This window comes from Streptomyces sp. 2131.1, from assembly GCF_900105515.1.
In the GTDB taxonomy this organism is placed as follows: Bacteria; Actinomycetota; Actinomycetes; order Streptomycetales; family Streptomycetaceae; genus Streptomyces; species Streptomyces drozdowiczii.
In genome coordinates, this window is sequence record NZ_FNSY01000001.1 from 3,340,289 (window position 1) to 3,359,464 (window position 19,176).

Annotated in this window: 17 protein-coding genes and 1 pseudogene; 8 read left to right on the forward strand and 10 right to left on the reverse strand. The window is 74.0% G+C overall.

Annotation, left to right across the window (positions count from 1 at the left end):
* Positions 1 to 13 precede the first annotated feature (13 nt).
* Both BLW14_RS15100 and BLW14_RS15105 read left to right on the forward strand, forming a co-directional pair.
* Positions 14 to 478: a PPOX class F420-dependent oxidoreductase gene (locus BLW14_RS15100; RefSeq protein WP_093710734.1), complete on the forward strand. Its 465-nt coding sequence runs from the start codon at positions 14 to 16 to the stop codon at positions 476 to 478.
* Positions 475 to 1,389: an NAD(P)-dependent oxidoreductase gene (locus BLW14_RS15105; protein ID WP_093707804.1), complete on the forward strand. Its 915-nt coding sequence runs from the start codon at positions 475 to 477 to the stop codon at positions 1,387 to 1,389. The genes BLW14_RS15100 and BLW14_RS15105 overlap by 4 nt, the downstream gene beginning before the upstream one ends.
* Positions 1,390 to 1,397: 8 nt before the next feature.
* On the opposite strand, the gene BLW14_RS15110 is transcribed toward BLW14_RS15105, so the two are convergent.
* Both BLW14_RS15110 and BLW14_RS33995 read right to left on the reverse strand, forming a co-directional pair.
* The gene (locus tag BLW14_RS15110) at positions 1,398 to 2,162 is read right to left on the reverse strand and encodes a TetR/AcrR family transcriptional regulator (RefSeq protein ID WP_093707805.1); all 765 of its coding nucleotides are present in this window, start codon (positions 2,160 to 2,162) and stop codon (positions 1,398 to 1,400) included.
* 169 nt (positions 2,163 to 2,331) lie between these two features.
* Positions 2,332 to 2,508: pseudogene (locus BLW14_RS33995) on the reverse strand (MFS transporter); the annotation flags it as partial.
* A gap of 78 nt (positions 2,509 to 2,586) precedes the next feature.
* Between BLW14_RS33995 and BLW14_RS15120 the strand changes: the two are divergent.
* The gene (locus BLW14_RS15120) at positions 2,587 to 3,450 is read left to right on the forward strand and encodes an endonuclease/exonuclease/phosphatase family protein (protein WP_093707807.1); all 864 of its coding nucleotides are present in this window, start codon (positions 2,587 to 2,589) and stop codon (positions 3,448 to 3,450) included.
* A 12-nt stretch (positions 3,451 to 3,462) separates the two neighbouring features.
* On the opposite strand, the gene BLW14_RS15125 is transcribed toward BLW14_RS15120, so the two are convergent.
* On the reverse strand, positions 3,463 to 5,664 hold the full coding sequence (locus BLW14_RS15125) for an ArnT family glycosyltransferase (RefSeq protein WP_093707808.1): 2,202 nt from the start codon (positions 5,662 to 5,664) through the stop codon (positions 3,463 to 3,465).
* A complete protein-coding gene (locus BLW14_RS15130; protein WP_093707809.1) occupies positions 5,661 to 6,986 on the reverse strand; it encodes a bifunctional glycosyltransferase family 2/GtrA family protein in 1,326 nt (441 codons plus the stop codon). Before BLW14_RS15130 ends, BLW14_RS15125 begins: the two co-directional genes overlap by 4 nt.
* Positions 6,987 to 7,129: 143 nt before the next feature.
* Between BLW14_RS15130 and BLW14_RS15135 the strand changes: the two genes are divergently transcribed.
* Both BLW14_RS15135 and BLW14_RS15140 read left to right on the forward strand, forming a co-directional pair.
* Positions 7,130 to 7,729: a GNAT family N-acetyltransferase gene (locus tag BLW14_RS15135; RefSeq protein WP_093707810.1), complete on the forward strand. Its 600-nt coding sequence runs from the start codon at positions 7,130 to 7,132 to the stop codon at positions 7,727 to 7,729.
* A 47-nt stretch (positions 7,730 to 7,776) separates the two neighbouring features.
* Positions 7,777 to 9,051, forward strand: a complete 1,275-nt coding sequence (locus tag BLW14_RS15140; protein ID WP_093707811.1) for a DUF1266 domain-containing protein — start codon at positions 7,777 to 7,779, stop codon at positions 9,049 to 9,051.
* 33 nt (positions 9,052 to 9,084) lie between these two features.
* Here the strand turns inward: BLW14_RS15140 and BLW14_RS15145 are convergent, their stop codons facing one another.
* The 4 genes from BLW14_RS15145 to BLW14_RS15160 all read right to left on the reverse strand — a co-directional run bounded on the left by BLW14_RS15145 (position 9,085) and on the right by BLW14_RS15160 (position 13,215).
* On the reverse strand, positions 9,085 to 10,629 hold the full coding sequence (locus BLW14_RS15145; protein ID WP_093707812.1) for a sensor histidine kinase: 1,545 nt from the start codon (positions 10,627 to 10,629) through the stop codon (positions 9,085 to 9,087).
* Positions 10,622 to 11,362: a response regulator transcription factor gene (locus tag BLW14_RS15150; protein WP_093707813.1), complete on the reverse strand. Its 741-nt coding sequence runs from the start codon at positions 11,360 to 11,362 to the stop codon at positions 10,622 to 10,624. Before BLW14_RS15150 ends, BLW14_RS15145 begins: the two co-directional genes overlap by 8 nt.
* A 79-nt stretch (positions 11,363 to 11,441) precedes the next feature.
* Positions 11,442 to 12,317 (reverse strand): amidohydrolase family protein, encoded by an 876-nt coding sequence (locus tag BLW14_RS15155; protein WP_256332790.1) that lies wholly within the window; start codon positions 12,315 to 12,317, stop codon positions 11,442 to 11,444.
* Positions 12,318 to 12,330: 13 nt separating this feature from the next.
* On the reverse strand, positions 12,331 to 13,215 hold the full coding sequence (locus BLW14_RS15160) for a DUF2797 domain-containing protein (RefSeq protein ID WP_093707815.1): 885 nt from the start codon (positions 13,213 to 13,215) through the stop codon (positions 12,331 to 12,333).
* A 53-nt stretch (positions 13,216 to 13,268) separates the two neighbouring features.
* On the opposite strand from BLW14_RS15160, the gene sigJ reads away from it, so the two are divergent.
* Positions 13,269 to 14,213, forward strand: a complete 945-nt coding sequence (sigJ, locus tag BLW14_RS15165) for an RNA polymerase sigma factor SigJ (RefSeq protein WP_093707816.1) — start codon at positions 13,269 to 13,271, stop codon at positions 14,211 to 14,213.
* Between the two features lie 114 nt (positions 14,214 to 14,327).
* Positions 14,328 to 15,530 (forward strand): NAD(P)/FAD-dependent oxidoreductase, encoded by a 1,203-nt coding sequence (locus tag BLW14_RS15170; protein WP_093707817.1) that lies wholly within the window; start codon positions 14,328 to 14,330, stop codon positions 15,528 to 15,530.
* A gap of 7 nt (positions 15,531 to 15,537) precedes the next feature.
* Here the strand turns inward: BLW14_RS15170 and BLW14_RS15175 are convergent, their stop codons facing one another.
* Entirely contained in the window at positions 15,538 to 16,482 is a 945-nt protein-coding gene (locus tag BLW14_RS15175; RefSeq protein ID WP_256332791.1) for an AIR synthase-related protein, read from the reverse strand.
* A gap of 94 nt (positions 16,483 to 16,576) precedes the next feature.
* Entirely contained in the window at positions 16,577 to 17,926 is a 1,350-nt protein-coding gene (locus BLW14_RS15180) for an MFS transporter (RefSeq protein ID WP_093707819.1), read from the reverse strand.
* 212 nt (positions 17,927 to 18,138) lie between these two features.
* Between BLW14_RS15180 and BLW14_RS15185 the strand changes: the two genes are divergently transcribed.
* Complete coding sequence (locus tag BLW14_RS15185) at positions 18,139 to 19,173, forward strand: AfsA-related hotdog domain-containing protein (protein ID WP_093707820.1); 1,035 nt, start codon at positions 18,139 to 18,141, stop codon at positions 19,171 to 19,173.
* Positions 19,174 to 19,176 lie beyond the last annotated feature (3 nt).

Sequence of the window (19,176 nt, forward strand, 5' to 3'; positions counted from 1 at the left end):
TATGGTCGGTTCCATGGCACCCAACATCGCAACGAACACCGCCGTGGAACTCGACGCACTGCTGGACTTCGTACGGCCCCGGCACCGGGCGATCCTGCTGACCACCCGGGCCGACGGCCGCCCCCAGGGCTCCCCGCTCACCTGCGGCGTCGACGACGCGGGCCGGATCGTCGTCTCCACGTACCCCGAGCGCGCCAAGACCCGTAACGCCAGGCGCGACGAGCGGGTCAGTGTGATCGTGCTCTCCGACGACTGGAACGGGCCCTGGGTCCAGATCGACGGGTCCGCCGAGGTCATCGACGCGCCGGACTCGGTCGAGCCGCTCGTCGAGTACTTCCGGAACATCTCCGGCGAGCACCCCGACTGGGACGAGTACCGGGCGGCGATGCTGAAGCAGGGCAAGTCGATCATCCGGATCACCCCGGAGCGCTGGGGCCCGGTCGCCACCGGCGGCTTCCCGGCCCACCTCGCCCCGTGATCTCCCCCGCCCTGCTCGGCCGGGCCCGGATCGTCGCCGGGCCCGAGGTCTCCGACGCCACCGTGCGCGGGCTGGCGGCGGCCATCGGGCGGCCGGTGGAGCGCGGCCCCGTCGAGGGCCCCTTCGTGTACGTGGGCGCCTCGCTGCCCGATGCGGTGCGCGGGGCGGACCCGGTCTGGTTCCACAGCGTCAACGCGGGCACGGACGCCCTGCTGCGGTCCGGGCCCTGGCCGGAGGGCGTACTCCTGACCCGGACCGTGGGCCGGATGGGCGAGCGGATCGCGCAGTACGTGCTGGGCTGGGTGCTCGCGGAGTGCCAGTCGGTCCCGGAGTTCGCCGCACAGCACGCCCGCGCCGAGTGGCGCCGTATCGACTCCGAACTCGTCGCCGGGCAGACCACCGTGGTGCACGGGACCGGCCGCATCGGCTCGGCCGTCGCCGCGCTGCTGCGGGCCTGTGGCATCCGGACCGTGGCCGCCGCCCGCACCCCGCGCCCGGTGCCGCCCGGCTTCGACGCGGTGGTCGTGGGCGACGAGCCCGTGGACGCCCGCTGGGTGGTCGCCGCGCTGCCGCTGACCGGGGCGACCGCCGGGTACTTCGGGGCGGACCGGTTCGCCGCGATGGGCGGGGCGACCTTCCTCAACGTGGGGCGGGGCGCGACGGTGGACCTGGGGGCGCTGGACGCGGCGCTGCGCTCCGGGGCGGTGGGGCGGGCGGTGCTCGATGTGCTGGCCGACGAGCCGGCCGGGCCCGGCGACCCGTGCTGGCGGCTCCCCCGTACGGTCGTCACCTCGCACTCCGCGGGCATCACCGCGGACGAGGACATCGTCACCGACTTCACCGCGTGCATGCGGGAGTTGACGGCGGGCCGGGTCCCGGCGCTCACCGTGGACACCGCGCGGGGGTACTGAGCGCGGGGCTACTGAGCGCGCGTACGCATCGCGTCGATGCCCGCGATCAGCAGGTCGAGGGCGAAGGTGAAGTCCCGGTCGCGCATCTCCTCGATGGCGACGCCACCGCGCGCGGCCATCAGGTCCCGCGAGTCCTCCACGAACTCGTCGAGGTCCGGCTGCTCCCGGATCGCCGACATGGCCTGCCGGAAGTACTGGTCCTGGGTCAGCCCCGCCTCCGCGCTGCGCTGCGCGAACTGGCCCTCGACCGTGCCGAATCCGTACACGAACTGGAAGACCGCCGCGAGCGCGCCGCTGCGGCCCTCCACGGGGAGGCCGGTCGCCCGGATCACGTCCTGGATGGTGTGGGTCACCAGCAGCGAGTGCGGGCCCAGGTTGAGGAACTTGCCCGCGAGCGGGGAGACCCAGGGGTGGCGGACGAGCAGCCCCCGGTACGCGGCGGCCACCGCGCGCAGCCGGTCCTGCCAGGACGCGTCGGCGGGCGGCGGGTCGATCTCGCTGTAGACCGCGTCGAGGGCCAGTTCCAGCAGGTCGTCCTTGGTGTCCACGTACCAGTACAGGGACATCGCGGTGACGTTCAGCTCGGCGGCGAGCCGGCGCATGGAGAACTTCGCCAGTCCCTCGGCGTCCAGCAGCCGGACCGAGGCGGCGGTGATCCGCTCCCGGTCGAGCCCGGCCGGCTGGTCCGCCCGCCGGGAGCGGGCGGGCGGCCGGGTGTTCAGCCACACGCTGGTCCGGACAGGGTTCTTCACGCGGTCGGCCGCGGACACCATGGCGCACTCCCTCGTCTCGCCGGCGGCACGGACGGACCGGCTCCGTACCGCGTACCCGTAAACCGGAGCCGTACGGTCCGGTAGGTCCCGCCCGATGCTATGCCGCTGTCGCGGCCGGATCGGCCTGTGCTGATTGTCCTCGCCCGGCCCGGCGCAGGAGTACGGCTGCCAGGAGTCCGCCGGTGGGGACGGCGGCCCCGGTGAACGCGGTCAGCAGCACCCTGGCGGACGTCCAGCCGTGCTCCGGGCCCGAGATGATCGCGTACACGACCGCGGCCATGCCGATCGTGGAGAGCAGCACGCCCAGCAGGTCGGGGCGGTCGCCGCTCGGGTTCCGACCCGTTGGGGCGTACAAGCGACCTTTCGTGGGTACGGTGCCGGTCGCCCAGCCCATGCCGACCCGGATCCCGGAAGCAGGATTGATATGTCACTGCGTCGTCGAACGGTGGAAGTACTGGTGGCCGCAGGTCTGCTGGGGGCGGCGTTCGCGCCTCCCGCGACGGCCGCGGGGCACGGCCCCGGTCCTTCGGTGCCCCTGCGCGTCGCCACGTACAACATCCATGCCGGGGCCGGCATGGACAACGTCTTCGACCTCGACCGGCAGGTGGCCGCCCTTCGCGCGCTGGACGCGGACGTGATCGGGCTCCAGGAGGTGGACGTCCGCTGGGGTGACCGCAGCGAGTGGCGGGACCTGGCGGCCGAGCTGGGCCGGCGGCTGCGGATGCATGTCTCCTTCGCGCCGATCTACAGCCTGGACCCGGTGGTTCCAGGTGATCCGAGGCGCGAGTTCGGCGTCGCCGTGCTCTCCCGGTACCGGATCGTGAGCGCCGAGAACCACGACCTCACCCGGCTCTCCACGCAGTACCCGAACCCGGTCCCGGCGCCCGCGCCCGGCTTCGGCGAGGTGGTGCTGAAGGTGCGCGGGCTCCCCGTCCACGTCTACGCCACGCACCTCGACTACCGGGCCGACCCGTCCGTCCGCGTCGCCCAGGTCGCGGACACGCGGCGGATCATGGCGGAGGACCAGCGGGCCGAGCGGCGGCCGGTGCGGCAGATCCTGCTCGGCGACTTCAACGCCCCGCCGACCGCGCCCGAGCTGGCCCCGCTGTGGAAGGAGCTGACCGACATCGAACCGGGCGGCCCGACCTATCCGGCGCAGGACCCGGTGCAGCGGATCGACTATGTGGCCGTTTCGAAGGACACGGTCCGGGTACGCGGCGCGGCGGTGGCCGAGACGCTTGCCTCGGACCACCGCCCTGTCGTCGCCGACCTGTTGCTGCGGCGCTGAGTTCTCCTGCCGTCAGCTGCTCGTCTTCGGCTGGGTCAGGTCGTAGAAGGTGGCGCTGCCCGCCGTCACCTCCTTGAAGTTCTTCTCCACCCAGGAGGAGATCTGGGAGGCGGTGCCGCTTCCGCTGCCGCCCATGCCGCCACCCATTCCGCCGCCCGAGACGAAGTAGTGGATGCGGCCGTCCTCGACGTACTGCTCGAACTGCGCGAGCGTCGGGGACGGGTCGCTTCCGTTGAAGCCGCCGATCGCCATGACCGGCTTCTCGATGGCCAGTTGGTAGCTCGCCGCGTTCTGCGAGCCGATGGCCGCCGCGGCCCAGGTGTAATCGTCGGCGTTCTTCTCCAGGAGCGCCTCGGCCTTGGAGCCGACGGACGCGCCGTTGAGGAGGCCGCCCATGCCGCCGGCTCCGCCGCGTTCGCCCGTGCCGGGGAAGGTGCCGCCTTGCCGGGTGTTCCCGCTGGGAGCCTGGCCCTGGTTCTGGCCGGGGGCCTGGCCCGTTCCCTGGCCCGTTCCCTGGCCGGGCGGGGTGCCGGTGGGGGGCCGGCCCATGCCGGTGCCTTGCTGGTTCGTTCCCTGTTGGTTGGTGCCCTGCTGGTTGGTGCCGCCCTGGCCCGGGGGCTGCATGCCGCCGGGGCCGCCTCCGCCCGGGCCGCCGCCGCGGCCTCCGCCGCCGGGGCCGCCTCCCATGCCGCCCGAGGACGGGCCGGCCGTGACGATCGAGCCCTGGTGGCCCGTGTTCAGGGTGCTCACGGTGTACGCCGTCGGCCCGGCGAGCGACGCGGCGAAGCCCAGCACCACCGCGGCCAGCGCCAGCCGGCGCCCCAGGCGCGCCGCGAGCAGCAGCCCCACCGCCGCCACGAGGCCGGTGGCGAGCACCGCCGTCCGCAGCCACGGCAGGTAGTCCGGGATGCGGCCCAGCAGGACGTACGCCCAGTGCGCCGTCGCCGCGACGGTCGCGGCCAGCGCGGCGCCCGCCCACCAGCGGGACCGTTCCTCCCACAGGACCGTGGCGCCCATGCCGGTCAGCGCGGCCAGGTAGGGGGCCAGGGCCACCGTGTAGTACTGGTGGAAGATGCCGGCCATGAAGCTGAACACGGCCGCCGTCATCAGCAGCGAGCTGCCCCAGGCGAGGAACGCCGCCCGCGCGGTGTCCGTCCTCTTCGCGCGCCAGGTCAGCCAGATGCCCGCGACGAGCAGGATCAGGGCGGCCGGCAGCAGCCAGGAGATCTGCGCCCCGATCTCGGAGTTGAACATCCGGCCGATGCCGGTCTCGCCCCACTGACCGCCGCCGCCCCGGCCGCCGCCTCCGCCCCCGACGCTGCCGGTCTCCTCGCCGTTGATCCGGCCGAGGCCGTTGTAGCCGAAGGTCAGCTCCAGGAACGAGTTGTTCTGCGAGCCGCCGATGTACGGGCGCGAGGAGGCGGGCCACAGCTCGACGACCGCCACCCACCAGCCGCCCGCGACGACCGTGGCGAGCGCGGAGAGGCCCAGCTGCCCGAACCTCTTCCGTACGGAGACCGGCGCGAACACCGCGTACAGCACCGCGAGCGGCGGCAGGATCAGGAACGCCTGGAGGGTCTTGGACAGGAACGCCAGTCCGACCGCGATCCCCGCCCACACCAGCCACTTCGTACGGCCGTGCTCCATCGCGCGCAGCACGCAGTAGACCGTGACGGTCATCAGCAGCGCGAGCAGCGCGTCCGGGTTGTTGAAGCGGAACATCAGCGCGGCGACGGGCGTCAGCGCGAACACCGCCATGGTGATCAGCCCGGCGGCGGCGCTGAACCGGCGGCGCACGGCCGCGTACAGCACCCCGGCCGTCGCCGCACCCATCAGGACCTGCGGGGCGAGGATCGCCCACGAGCTGAGGCCGAAGAAGCGCACGGACACGGCCATGGGCCACAGGGTGGCCGGGGGCTTGTCGACGGTGATCGCGTTGGCCGAGTCCAGCGAACCGAAGAAGAACGCCTTCCAGCTCCGGCTGCCGGCCTGCACGGCCGCGGAGTAGAAGGAGTTGGCGTAGCCGGAGGCGCTGAGGTTCCAGAAGTACGCCAGCGTGATGGCAAGCAGCAGGGCGAGGAAGGCGGGCCGCACCCAGGGGGCGTCCCCGGCCCGGCCGCGCCAGACGCGGCGGGGGAAGGAGGTGCCGGCCCGCGCGTGCCCCGGGGGCGTGTCCGGCCGGGCCGGCGCGTAGGCGGGGTCGAGCGTCGTCATCGGGCGTCCCTGAGGTCGTGGATGGTTTCGGCGGTGGGCGGTGCGGGAACAGCTGCCGGGTCCGCCGCCGCCCGGTCGCGGTCCGGGAAGACCCAGGCGCGGAACAGCAGGAACCGCAGCACCGTCGCGGCGAGGTTGGCCGCGATCAGCACGGCGAGTTCGGTGGTGTGCGAGGGCGAGCCCGACGCGGCGCCCAGGGCCGCCAGCGAACCGGCGGTCAGGGCGAGGCCGATGGCGAACACCACGAGCCCCTGCGCCTGGTGGCGGACGGCGCCGCCTCTGCCGCGTACCCCGAAGGTGAGCCTCCGGTTCGCCGCCGTGTTGGCGACGGCCGAGACGAGGAGCGCGCCCCCGTTGGCGAGCTGCGGGCCGACGCCGATGCGGAAGAGGGAGTACAGCGCCAGGTAGAACAGCGTGGACAGGGCGCCCACGACGCAGAAGCCGACCAGCTGCCGGGCCAGTCCGCGCGGCACCCCGCCGATCCCCCGGTCGCGCGGGTCGTCCCCGAAGGGCCGCGCCAGCCGGTCCAGCGGCAGCGCGCCGACGGCCAGCGCCCGGCCCACCCGCCACACGCCCTTCAGGTCCTCGGTGGCGGTGCGCACGATGTGCACCGTGGAGTCGGGATCGTCGACCCAGTCGACCGGCACCTCGTGGATGCGCAGCCCGGCCCGCTCGGCGAGCACGAGCATCTCGGTGTCGAAGAACCAGCCGGTGTCCTCGACCATCGGCAGCAGGCGCTGCGCGACCTCGCGGCGGATCGCCTTGAACCCGCACTGCGCGTCACTGAACCGCGCGGCCAGCGACGAACGCAGGATGATGTTGTACGCCCGCGAGATGAACTCCCGCTTCGTGCCCCGCACGACCCGCGAACTGCGGGCGAGGCGGGAGCCGATGGCGAGGTCCGAGTGGCCCGAGATCAGCGGCGCGACCAGCGGGAGCAGCGCGTTGAGGTCGGTGGACAGGTCCACGTCCATGTACGCGAGCACCGGCGCGTCGGAGTGGCTCCAGACGGTACGCAGCGCCCGCCCGCGCCCCTTCTCCTCCAGCCGGAACGACCGCACCCCCGGCAGCGACCGCGCCAGCCGCTCCGCCACCTCGGGCGTGCGGTCGGTGCTGGCGTTGTCGGCGACGGTGATCCGGAAGGCGTACGGGAAGGTGCGGGCCAGGTGATCGTGCAGCCGCAGCACGCACGGTTCGAGGTCCTTCTCCTCGTTGTAGACGGGTACCACCACATCGAGCACGGGCGCACCCGCCGCACCGCCCACGCCGGCGAGGAGGTGGTCCCGGGCCGGCAAGGTGCTCCAAGGAGTCTCTGTTCGCATGCCATCGACAGTCGCCAACCCCGCTGTCACGGGTGTGTGGTGACGCTGTGGCCCGTCTGTGAACCGGCCGGTGACCCACGAGCCGCAGCTCGGAGATCACCCCTAGGCTGGTGCACCGGACCCGCGCCGACGGAGGTGCTGTGATGCTCGCCCTGCCGGAAGTCGCCGAGAACCCGTCGGTTCTGACAGGTCGCCTGACTCTCGACGACGGTTCGGACGTGGTGTTCCGGCCGCTCGTCCACGGTGACGCGGAGGGTCTGGCGGGCTTTCTGGGGGGTCTGTCGGGGGAGACGAGGCGGCTTAGTCCTTTCGACGGGTACGGGCTCGTGGCGGCGACGGAGTTGTGCGACGCCATCGCGCGCTACGACAAGCTGCGGCTCGTGGTGGAGGACGTGGTGTCGGGCAGGATCGTCGGCCTGGTGGAGTTCAGCTTCGATGTCGTCGCCGGGGACGTCGCGCGCTACCGGGAAGCCGGTATCCGTCTCGGGGCCACCGACTGCCGCTTCGGTGTCACCCTGGCCGACGACCACCAGGGCAGAGGCGTGGGGTCGCGGGTCTTCCCCCTCGTGGCGGACGTCGCGCGCCGCTTCGGCAGGAAGAGGGTCATCCTGTTCGGCGGCGTGCTCGCCGAGAACGCGCGTGCCATCCGGTACTACGAGAAGAACGGGTTCCGGGCGGTCGGTTCCTTCACCGGGGGCGACGGGGCGCGGTCGCTGGACATGGTCCTGGATCTCGACGCGTGACCCCCTGCCGCCGCCGGCCGTGCCGGGCCGCCTTCTAAAATCTCCCCATGGGTCTGACAACGGGTGACGACGGAGGAGTGCTGCCCGGTCCGGCGGCCCCGGCGCAGGGCTGGCAGGCGCCGAGCGCGGTCGAGAAGGGGCTGTACGAGGCGAAGGCGCGCGGCGACTGGCCCGCGTACTACGACCTCGTCGCCCGGGCGGACCTGTACATGATGCAGTCGCGGGCGTACGTCGACGCGAACCCGGGCAACACCCGCTTCCACCCCTACTGGAACCCGCAGACCGGGACCATGTGCCTGGCCGTCTACACCGGCGGGATGCTGCCGCCGCCCGTCGCCGACCCGGTCTACAACAGCTACGACCTGGGCTGGTTCGCGGAGGCCTGGGAGCAGAACGACCCGCCCTACCTCGTCGTCAACCCCGGCAGCCCGTGCGAGGGCATCCTGCCGGCGGGGCCGGAGGGCCGCGCCCTGTGGCAGCACCACTCGGCCTCCGTCGAAGAGCCCGGGCTGGCCCGGGACGCCGTCCACACCTTGGAGACGGGCGGGCCGCGGAGCGGGGCCGTCGCCTTCGGGCTCGCGGTCGGCGCACACATCAACGTGCGCAACGGGCAGTACTGGAACGCGATGGCCTACCACGGTTCCGGCTACCGCATCGAGAAGAACACGCTGGAACGCTGGTGGAGCGTCACCACCCGTGAGCAGTGGCAGAGAATGCAGGAACTGCTGCTGAGCGCCGGAATGGTCAGCGAGGTCTGGGAGTTCGTCCTGCAACTGCGCCGGACCATGGCCCTGGACTTCGCCGGCCCCGTCGACGTCGACCACTGGCGCGAGGCCGCCGCGAAGGTGGTGCGCCGGCGCATCGAGGCCGCCACCGAACCCCGCCTGACCCCGGACGGCGTCACCCAGGGCCACACCGTCAGCCCCGCGGAGCTGGAGGGCCAGGTGACCGGCGTGCAGCGGCTGATCGGCCGCATAGCCCGTTACGAGGCACGGTTCAGGGCCGACGGCCTCCTGCCTGAGGGCGGCTTCGTCCGGAGCGTCGAGGCCTGGGACTACGGCCGCGCCTCCGGGATGGCCCGCTGGGGCCTCGCCGCCCGTTTCTGCTCCCTGCCGGAGGCGGAGGCGGCCGTGGTCCGCGCCGGCCGTCTCGTCCAGCTCAACTACCGCTCGTGGGAGGCCTTCTCGGCCGCCTACATCCTCGGCCGCTGCCTCCACTTCGACGAGGAGGAGTTCGGCGAGTGGTACGAGACCGCCCTCGCGACCCACCGCGCCCTGACCACGGACCCGGCCAGCCCCTGGCTCACGCTCCCCTGGAGCTGAGGCGTCCCCTCCGACCGCCTCCTCGGTCCGTGGTCACGTCCCGGTGACCGCCCGCGCGGCGGCCCCCCGGTCCGCCAGGGGCCGGTCCGCCGGCAGCCGTACCGCGAACACCGTCTCGCCCGGGACCGAGCGCACCTCCACCACGCCGCCGTGGGCCGTCACCACCGCCTGCACGATCGCTAGGCCGAGGCCCGTCGAGCCCGCGTGGCGGGAGCGGGAGGCGTCGCCCCGGGCGAAGCGTTCGAAGACGTGGGGGAGGAGGTCCGGGGGGATGCCGGGACCGTCGTCCTGGACCTCCAGGGTGACCCAGGGGTGGGCGGGGCCGGCCAGGACGCGGGCGGTGACCGTGGTGCCCGGTGGGGTGTGGGTGCGGGCATTGGCCAGGAGGCTGACCAGGACCTGGTGGATGCGGGTGGGGTCGGCGCGGACCGTGGCGGGGACCTCCGGGAGGTCCAGGCGCCAGTGGCGGGCGGGTTCGGTGCGGTCCGCCGCGCGGGCGTCGCTCACCGCGTCCACGACGAGCGGGGAGAGATCGGCGCTCTCGTACGAGAGCGGGCGGCCCGCGTCCAGGCGTGCGAGGAGGAGCAGGTCCTCGACCATGCCCGTCATGCGCTGCGCCTCGGACTCGATGCGGCCCAGGGCGTGCCGGGTGTCCGGGCCCGGCTCCTCGCGTCCGCGCCGGGTGAGTTCGGCGTAGCCGCGTATCGAGGCCAGCGGGGTGCGCAGCTCGTGGCTGGCGTCCGCGACGAACCGGCGCACCCGCGTCTCGCTGCGCTGCCGGGCGTCCAGGGCCGAACCGACGTGGCCCAGCATCCGGTTGAGTGCCGCGCCGACCTGCCCGACCTCCGTGCGCGGGTCCGCCTCCGCGTCCGGGACCCGCTCGAAAAGAGCCACCTCGCCGCTGTGCAGGGGGAGTTCGGAGACCCGGGTCGCCGTCGCGGCCACCCGGCGCAGCGGGCGCAGGGCGACCCCGACCATCGCCGCGCCCGCGATCCCGGCGGCGACGAGCCCCGCGCCGGTGACGCAGACCTCCACCAGGATCAGGGTGCCCAGCGCACGGCTCACCTCGGTGGTGGGGATGCCGACCAGCACCGTGGCGCCGCCGCTCGCGGGCACCGCCCGTACGCGGTAGCCGCCCAGGCCGGGGAGGTCGACGTCGTGGGCGTGGTCGTCCGCCGTGACACCGGCCGACGTCAGGGCGTCGCGCTGGGCGGTGCTCAGCGGTTCGGTGTTCTCGCCGGCGTCGAACCCGCCGTCCTTCACCACGGCCGAGTCGGTGACCGCCCCGTGCTCGATCAGCGCGCCGAACGTCTCCAGGGGCTGGCCGCCCATGCCGACGAAGCCCAGCGGGTCACGGTCCTTGGGGCCGCCGCCCGGACTCGGGGCGCCCGGCACCCGCTGGGCCCGGACCGCGATGTCCCGCAGCTGGTCGTCGAGCTTCCCGTACATGTAGCTGTGGAACGCGATCGCGGTCACCGAGCCGATCACGGCTGCGACCACCGCGATCAGCGTCACCGCCGAGACCACCAGCCGGGTGCGCAGGGTCCACGGCCGTCCCGGGCGCACGGCGCTACTCACCGGGCTTGATCAGGTATCCCGCCCCGCGCCGGGTGTGGATCATGGGCGTGCGGCCCGCGTCGATCTTCTTGCGCAGGTAGGAGATGTACAGCTCGACCACGTTGGCCTGGCCGCCGAAGTCGTAGTTCCAGACGCGGTCCAGGATCTGGGCCTTGCTGAGCACCCGGCGCGGGTTGCGCATCAGGAACCGCAGCAGCTCGAACTCGGTGGCCGTGAGGTGGATGTTCTTCCCGCCCCGGCTCACCTCGTGGCTGTCCTCGTCGAGCATCAGGTCGCCCACGACGAGCTGCGACTCGCTGCGCGCGGTCGCCGTGCCCGAGCGCCGGATCAGGCCGCGCAGCCGGGCCACCACCTCCTCCAGGCTGAACGGCTTGGTGACGTAGTCGTCGCCGCCCGCCGTGAGCCCGGCGATCCGGTCCTCCACGGCGTCCCGCGCGGTCAGGAACAGCACCGGCACGTCGGACAGCTCCCGGCGCAGCCTGCCGAGGACGGCCAGCCCGTCCATGTCGGGCAGCATCACGTCGAGGATCACCGCGTCCGGCCGGAACTCCCGGGCAGCCCGCACCGCGCCCGCCCCGTCACCGACGCTGCGCACCTCCCAGCCCTCGTAGCGGAGCGCCATCGAAAGCAGCTCCGTGAGCGAGGCCTCGTCGTCCACGACCAGGACCCGCACGGGGGTGCGGTCCGGCCTGAGCAGTTCGGTACGCCCCTGGGGCGAGGTCGTCGTCGTCATGACGCCAAGCCTGCGAGACGGCTCTGAGAGTCTTCTTGCCCGTTTCTGTGAATTCCCTGAGAAAGCGGGGCCGGCGTTCTCAGACGCCGAACAGCGCCTTCGCGTTGTCGTGGCAGACCGCGCGCAGCCAGGGGTCGCCGAGGTCCAGGCGTTCCAGGGCGTGGAGCTGGTGGGCGTACGGGTACGGGATGTTCGGGAAGTCCGTGCCCAGCAGGATGCGGTCGCCGAGGTCCGCGAGGCGGGGGTGCTCCGCCTTCGGGAACGGCATGAAGTCCTCCGTGAAGTCGGTGAACGCCATCGTCGTGTCGAGCCGGACCTCCGGGTACCTCTCCGCGAGCGTCAGGAACTCCCCGTACTCCGGCATGCCCATGTGGGCCACGATCAGCGGGAGGCGGGGGTGCCGGGCCAGGACGCGGGCGATGGGGCCGGGTCCTGTGTGCTTGCCGGGGGCCGGGCCCGAGCCGCAGTGCGTCACGACGGGGATGCCCGCCTCCGCGAGCAGGCCCCAGACCGGGTCGAGCAGCGGGTCGTTCGGGTCGTACGCGCCGACTTGGAGGTGCGCCTTGAAGACCCGGGCCCCGGCCTCGACGGCCTCGCGGACGTATGTCCCGGCGTCCGGCTCGGGGAAGAAGGTCGCGGTGTGCAGGCAGTCCGGGGTGCGGGCGGCGAAGTCCGCGGCCCAGGCGTTGAGCCAGGCGGCCATCGACGGCTTGTGCGGGTAGAGCATCGACGTGAAGCGCAGGACGCCGAACGAGCGGAGCAGGGCGAGGCGTTCGTCCTCCTCGTGCCGGTAGGTGATCGGCCACTCCAGGCCGGTCAGCGGGCCCGCCGAGTCGAAGTACGCCCAGACCTTGCGCAGCACCCGCTCGGGCATGAAGTGCGTGTGTACGTCGATGAGCCCGGGCAGCCCGAGCCGCTGCCGGAACCGCGCCACGGCGTCGTGATCGTCACCCATACGGCCGACCATCTCAGAACAGCCCGTCCTGCGCCGCGCCGCCCCCCACCGCGACGGTCGGCACGCCGACCCCGGCGGGGGCCGCGCCGGCCGCCGTCAGCGCCCAGCCGGTCATCAGCCGGGTGTCGACGACGACGAGGCCCCGCGCGCCCGTGTCCAGGTGCAGGTCGGGCCCGGCCGCCGCGACCAGCCGCCCCGCGACCGCCCCACCGTCCACCAGCCCGGTCACCGCGCGGACCGGTCCGGACGCCGCCCCGAGACCGAAGATTTCCGCGTGGTCCACCGCCCCGAACGGCAGCCGCTCCAGCGCCTCCGGCCAGCCGCCGCCCTCCAGGGCCGCCGCCTTCCCGTACAGCTCCGCCACCTCGGCGGCCCGCTCCCCCGGCGCCGGCAGGTCCGCCCGCACCGCCCGCTTGCGCGCGTACGGGATTCGGTCCGGGACGCCGAGAGCCGCCCGCAGCACCTCCTCGGCCCGGCGCGCCGCCATCAGCGGACCCCGTCCCAGCCAGCTGAAGACCACCGCCCCCTGCTCCCGCAGCCGCGCCGCGCCCCGCTCCTCGGCGGTGATCCCGACCTTCACCATGCCGGGCCCGAACCACGCCAGGTACACCCGGTACGTGCGCGGGTCGTCCGGGATCGTGTCGGCGGCCACCGAGTGCGCCCGGTCGAGCCGCCCGCACTCCGCGCACCGCCCGCCCGTGCTCGTCGCCGGGACCACGGCCGCCACCGGGCACGCGTTGCCCCGCGCCCCGGAACAGCGCCGCTCACCGGCCGCCCGGAAGCCGAACTCCGTCCCGTACGACAGCGGACTCGACCGCGTACGCGTGCCCTTGCGCCAGCCGAGCGCGGGGCCGCCGGAGTCCTCGGGCCAGCGGAGGCCGGTGCACTGCCAGTCCATGCCGGCACCCTACGGGCGGCCACTGACAACGCGGGCGCGACTAGGATTCGGGCATGACCCCGACCGTGCAGGACGTGGACCGGTTCGAGGCGGCCAGGCCCCGGCTGGAGGCCATCGCCTACCGGCTGCTGGGCTCCGCGAGCGAGGCCGAGGACGCCGTGCAGGACACGTACCTGCGATGGCAGGCCGCCGACGTCCGGCGGATCGAGGTCCCCGAGGCCTGGCTGACCAAGGTCCTCACCAATCTCTGCCTCAACCAGCTCACCTCCGCCCGCGCCCGCCGCGAGACGTACGTGGGCGCGTGGCTGCCCGAGCCGCTGCTCGCCGGGGACGCCATGCTCGGCCCCGCCGACACGGCCGAACAGCGCGAGTCCGTCTCGTACGCCGTGCTCACGCTCATGGAGCGGCTGACGCCGAGCGAGCGGGCGGTCTACGTGCTGCGCGAGGCGTTCGGCTACCCGCACCGGGAGATCGCGGAGATCCTGGACATCGGCGAGTCAGCCGCGCAGCAGGTCTACCACCGGGCGAGGAAGCACATCGCCGACGGCCGGACGCGCACCCAGGTCGACGAGGCCGCCGCCCGGCGGGTCATCGAGGAGTTCCTGCTCGCCGCCGCAGGCGGCCGTACCGAACCGCTCGTGGAACTGCTGACGTCGGACGCGATCTCCATCGGGGACGGCGGCGGCAAGGTGCCGGCCCGTGCCAAGGCGTTCGAGGGCGCGAAGGCGGTCGCGACGTTCATGCGCGGCCTGCTCAAGCCGGGCAAGGCGAAGACGGCGGTGACCGGCGGTTCCGTCGACCTGTACCTGACGTCCGCCAACGGCTCCCACGCCGTCGTGGCGGCCGTCGGCGGACGGGTCATCGGCGTCATGTGCGTGGAGGTCGCCCCCGAGGGCATCGCCTCCTTCCGCAACCAGGTCAACCCGGACAAGCTGGAGCGGGCGACCCGGCAGTGGGCGGCCATGGAACACGGAAAGCCGCTGCTCACGGCCTTCTGAGTGCTTTGTGACGCAGGTCACGTTCTTCTTCTGTCAGGAAAGCGCGGGCTGCCCGGTTCAAGGGGCGAGAAACCACCCCGTAGGGGCGAACCCGCGCGAGACAGGAGCAGGCACATGCAGCAGCACCGCATCATCGTCCTCGGAGCCGGATACGCCGGAGCCATCGCGGCGGGCCGCGTCGCCAAGCGGCTGCGTCCCGAGGACGTCCAGGTCACCCTCGTCAACGCGGAGCCCGACTTCGTCGAGCGCGTCCGCATGCACCAGCTCGCGGCGGGCCAGGACCTCAAGCCCCGCCCCTTCTCCGAGATGTTCGCCGGCACCGGTGTGGAGCTGAAGGTCGGCCGGGTCACCGCCGTGGACGTCGACCGCAGGGCCGTCACCGTGCGGGGCGCGGACGGCGAGGAGGAGCTGGCGTACGACAGCCTCGTCTACGCCCTCGGCAGCGCCTGGAACACCCACGGCGTCCCGGGCACCGCCGAGCACGCCCACGAGATCGCGAGCCGCCCCGGCGCGCTCCGGCTGCGCGACAGGCTGGCCGCCCTCGCGCCCGGGCAGTCCGTCCTCGTCGTCGGCGGCGGACTGACCGGCCTGGAGGCCGCGACCGAGTTCGCGGAGGCCCGCCCGGACCTCGACATCGCCCTCGCCGCGCGCGGTGAACTCGGCGACTGGCTCTCGCCCAACGGTCGCGCCCACGTCCGCAAGGTCTTCGGCCGGCTCGGGATCACGGTCCACGAGAACACCGCCGTCGCGGAGGTCGGGGCGGGTCACGTCACCACGGCCGACGGCACCTCGTTCCCGGCGGCGGTCACCGTCTGGACGGCGGGTTTCGCGGTCCACCCGCTCGCGGAGGCCACCGCGCTGGAGACCGACGAGAACGGCCGGATCGTGGTCGAAGAAACCATGCGCTCGGTCTCGCACCCCGACGTGTACGCGATCGGCGACGCGGCCCTCGTCGCGGGCCCCGGCGGCAAGCCGCTGCGGATGTCCTGCGCCTCGGGCGTCCCCACCGCCTGGCAGGCGGCCGACGCCATCGCGGCCCGGCTCACCGGCGCCAAGGTCCCGTCCACACCGCTGCGCTACTTCAACCAGTGCGTCTCGCTGGGCCGCAAGGACGGCCTGATCCAGTACGTCACCGCCGACGACCGCGCTGTCCGGGCCTCACTGAGGGGCCGGGTCGCCGCGCTCTACAAGGAGCTGATCTGCAAGGGCGCCGCCTGGGGCGTGGCCAACCCGACCGCCGGCCTGATCATCCGGCGCCGCCCGGTCGTGGCGGGGCGCGACGGGACGGCGGCACCGGTGGTGGCCGAGCAGCGGTGACCGGGGGTCAGAAGAGGCGTTCGGGGGGCGGTCCCGCGCTCGGTGTCCGGGTGGTGGGGCCGTCCGGGGTGACGTACTCGACGTCGCCCAGGGGGTCCGCCGTCACCTCGCCGACCACGGCGGCGTGCCGGCCCTCGGGGCGGGCGTGGAGCGCGGCGAGCACGGTGTCCGTGCGTTCCGGGGGGACGAACAGGCACAGGCTCCCCGCGCACGCCGCGTCCAGGGGGGCGAGGCCCCGGGTGGCCAGGGCGACCCGGGCCTCGTAGCTGACGGGCAGCGCGGACTCGTCGACGCGCAGGGTGAGCCGGCGGGCGGCGGCGGTCAGGCGCAGGGTCTCCGCGAGGCCGCCGGCTCCGACGGGGCGGGCGTGGTGGAGGCCGTCGCGGACCTCGCGCAGGAGGCCCGTGAGGGGGGCGCAGTCGCTGGGCACGTGGTGCTCGTAGCCGAGGCCGTCGCGCAGGGAGACCAGGTGGGCCGCGTGGTCGCCGAGGGGGCCCGTCACCACGATCCGGTCGCCCGGGCGGACGCGGTCCGGGGCCAGCGCGGGCCCCCGGCGGTCGCCGAACGCGGTGGCGGTGACGTAGACCCGGTCGGCCTCACCGGCGCGGACGACCTGGGTGTCCACGGCGGCGACGGTGACCCCGGCCTCGGCGGCGGCGTCCCGGATGGACGCGGTGAGCCTGTGGACCAGGTCGAGCGGGAGCCCGGCCTCCAGCACGATGCCGAGGGCCAGGTGGCGGGGGTCGGCGCCGGTGGCCGCGAGGTCGTTGACGGCACCGCAGACGGCGACCCGGCCGATGTCCCCGTTGCCGAAGAACGGCGGGTCGACGACGTAGGTCCCCGCCCGGACGACGAGGTCGGGCTCCCGGGGCGCCAGGGCCCGGGTGATCAGCTCGCGCACCTCCGGGCCGAAGCCGACCTGCGTGGTGTACCGGTCTCGCGTGTACGTCACGGAACCCACCCCCCGATGCGCGCGTCACGGCCGTGCCCATCATGCTGCGGGGGTGCGGGCGCGCCTACCCGTGTTCACGCCCTAGGGGGACTGGTTAGGGGCGGCCCGGACGGTCGTACGCGCGGAGCAGGAGGACCGCCGCGACGGCGGCCAGGGCCGGGAGGGCGCCGAAGCCGGCCAGGATGCCGACGCGGGCGGTGAGGGACTGGGCGGCCGCGTCACCGGTGCCGGAGGAGACATAACCGGTGAGCTGGAGGACCAGGCCGTAGAGGAACGGGCCGACGGCCACGCCCAGACCCTCCGCCGTCGTGAACACCCCCGACAGCACGCCCCCTTGGCGGCGGCCGGTCCGGGCCGTGTCCCGCGCGACGCAGTCCGGCAGCATCGCGTACAGGAAGAGCAGCTGGCCCGCGTGGCCGGTGCCGGCGAGCGCCATCGTGACCAGGACCGCGCCCTGCGGCAGCACCGGCGAGGCGAGGAAGAGCAGGCAGCCCGCGATGAACAGCGCGGAGGCCAGGGCGTATCCGCGCGGGCCGCGCAGCCGGGACCACAGCGGCATCGTCAGCAGGTTCGGCGCGACGAACGCGGCCACCAGCGGGCCGACCCCGGACGAGTCGTGCAGCACGTGGTCGGCGAAGTACGGGGCGCCCGCGAGGAGGACGCCGGTGGCGACGGACTGGAGGACCACGCAGCGCAGCAGCGCCATGAAGGGCGGGTTGGCCCGGGCGGCGGCGAACTGCTCGCGGAGGGCGGGGCCGTCGGCCGCGACGCGCGGTGCCCCGCCCGCCGTACGGGTTCCCGCGAACACCCACACCGCGCCCAGCGCCACCACCACCGCGCCGAACGCCCCCGCGTACCGGTGGCCCGCCAGGCCGCCGCCGCCCGCGTCCACCAGGGCCGGGGCGGCGGCGCCCGTGACCAGGGCCGCCACGCCGATCACCGCGACCCGGCCCGCGACCAGGCGCATCCGGTCCTCCTCGCGGTCCGCGAGTTCGGCGGGCATGGCCACGTACGGGACCTGGAAGAAGGCGAAGGCGGTCGCGGTGAGCAGGTAGCCGGCGGCGGTGAACCAGGCTCCGGCCGCGCCGGGCAGCGGGCCCGCGAAGGTCAGCGCGAAGCCCAGGGCCATGACGAGCCCGCCCCACAGCACGTACGGGCGGCGGGAGCCCCAGCGGGTGCGCGTGCGGTCGCTGGCGCGGCCGACGAACGGGTTGAGGACGACGTCCCACGCCTTCGGCAGGAAGACGACCGCCCCGGCCAGCGCGGCGCCGACACCGAGCGTGTCGGTGAGGTACGGGAGCAGGAGGAGCCCCGGAAGCGTGGTGAAGGTGCCCGTGACGAGCGAACCCGAGGCGTAACCGAACCGCACGCGGCGGCTCGGTCCGCCGGTGCGCGCGGACGCGGGCGGGGCGGTACGGTCGCCGCCGGTTTCGGTGATGGCCATCGCGGTGCCTCCCTCGGAAAGCCCCGCCGAGGGCGCGGGGGATGTCCCTCGGCGGGGCTGTCGGGGCACAGCATCGCGCCCCGCCCATGGGCGCCGCTTAAGCGCCCCCGCATCCGCGAACGCACCTTCCTGCCATGCATTTTGTGGTCAGCGGCGACGGGTGGCCGGGTCTTGCCACGGGCTCCACCATGTGATGGGAGAAGGGGAGGGACATGACAGTCGACAACCGCACGGCCTCGGCTCCCGCCATCCACGGACTTGCGACAGCGGCTGCGGGGAGCGCGGGGGCCGCCCAGCACCTGATCCACCGCCCGGCCGCCCGGTCGTACTACGGCCTGGACGCGCCGAGTCTGGGTGAGGAGCTGTTCACCCTCGTCGGCGACACCCCCGTGTCCCACCCGCTCTTCAACGACGGCCCCGGACGCTTCCACGACCTCCAGATCGCCACCGCCGGGGTGCGGGACGTCGGTGAGCTGGTCGGCCACCGCTACTTCGGGGTGCCCGAGGACCGTCCCGGCCTCTTCTACCGCTTCTCCCTCGACCTCACCGACCTGTCCGCCTGGCGCACGGAACCGGCCGGCGGCCGGGGCGTGGTCATGGAGACGCAGATCAGGGCCAGGCCCGCCAACGTGGTCGCCGAGGTGCCGCGCGGACTCGACTTCCACCTGGACGTACGGATCGACGGGCGGCCGTGCGGAGTCGGGGCCGCCGGGATGGTCTTCCTGATGCCGAAGCTGTACCGCAAGCACGTCGCGCACGCCCGGCAGGCGATGCGGGCCGTGCCCGAGCTGCACGACGCCCCCGACGCCCCGCCGCGCCCGGCCGCCGCCGCCGAGGCCGGCCGGTCCGCCGGGGAGAACGTGGTGATCAGCGAACCGGTGGACGCCTCGCGCGGCCGGATCAGCACCTGGGTGCTGTCCGCACCGGTCAGCCCGGTCTTCGACGTCACGGACGGTCGCCAGGAGGGGCAGTTCTCCGGGCTGCACCTGCTGGAGGCGCTGCGCCAGAGCTCGCTGCTCACCGCCGGCCGCGCGCACGGCCTGGACCCGGAGCGCAGCACCCTGGGCGCCTGCCAGGTGCACTTCCGGGGGCAGGCGGAGCGCGCGCTGCCGCTGCGCTGCGTGGCCGTGGCCGGGCCGCTGGACCGGGACGCCGAGGGACGGCCCTCGGTGCCGGTGACCCTGACCCTGACGCAGCAGCGGTGGGCGGTCGCCGAGGCCCGCACCTGCGTGGTCCAGGACTACTGACCC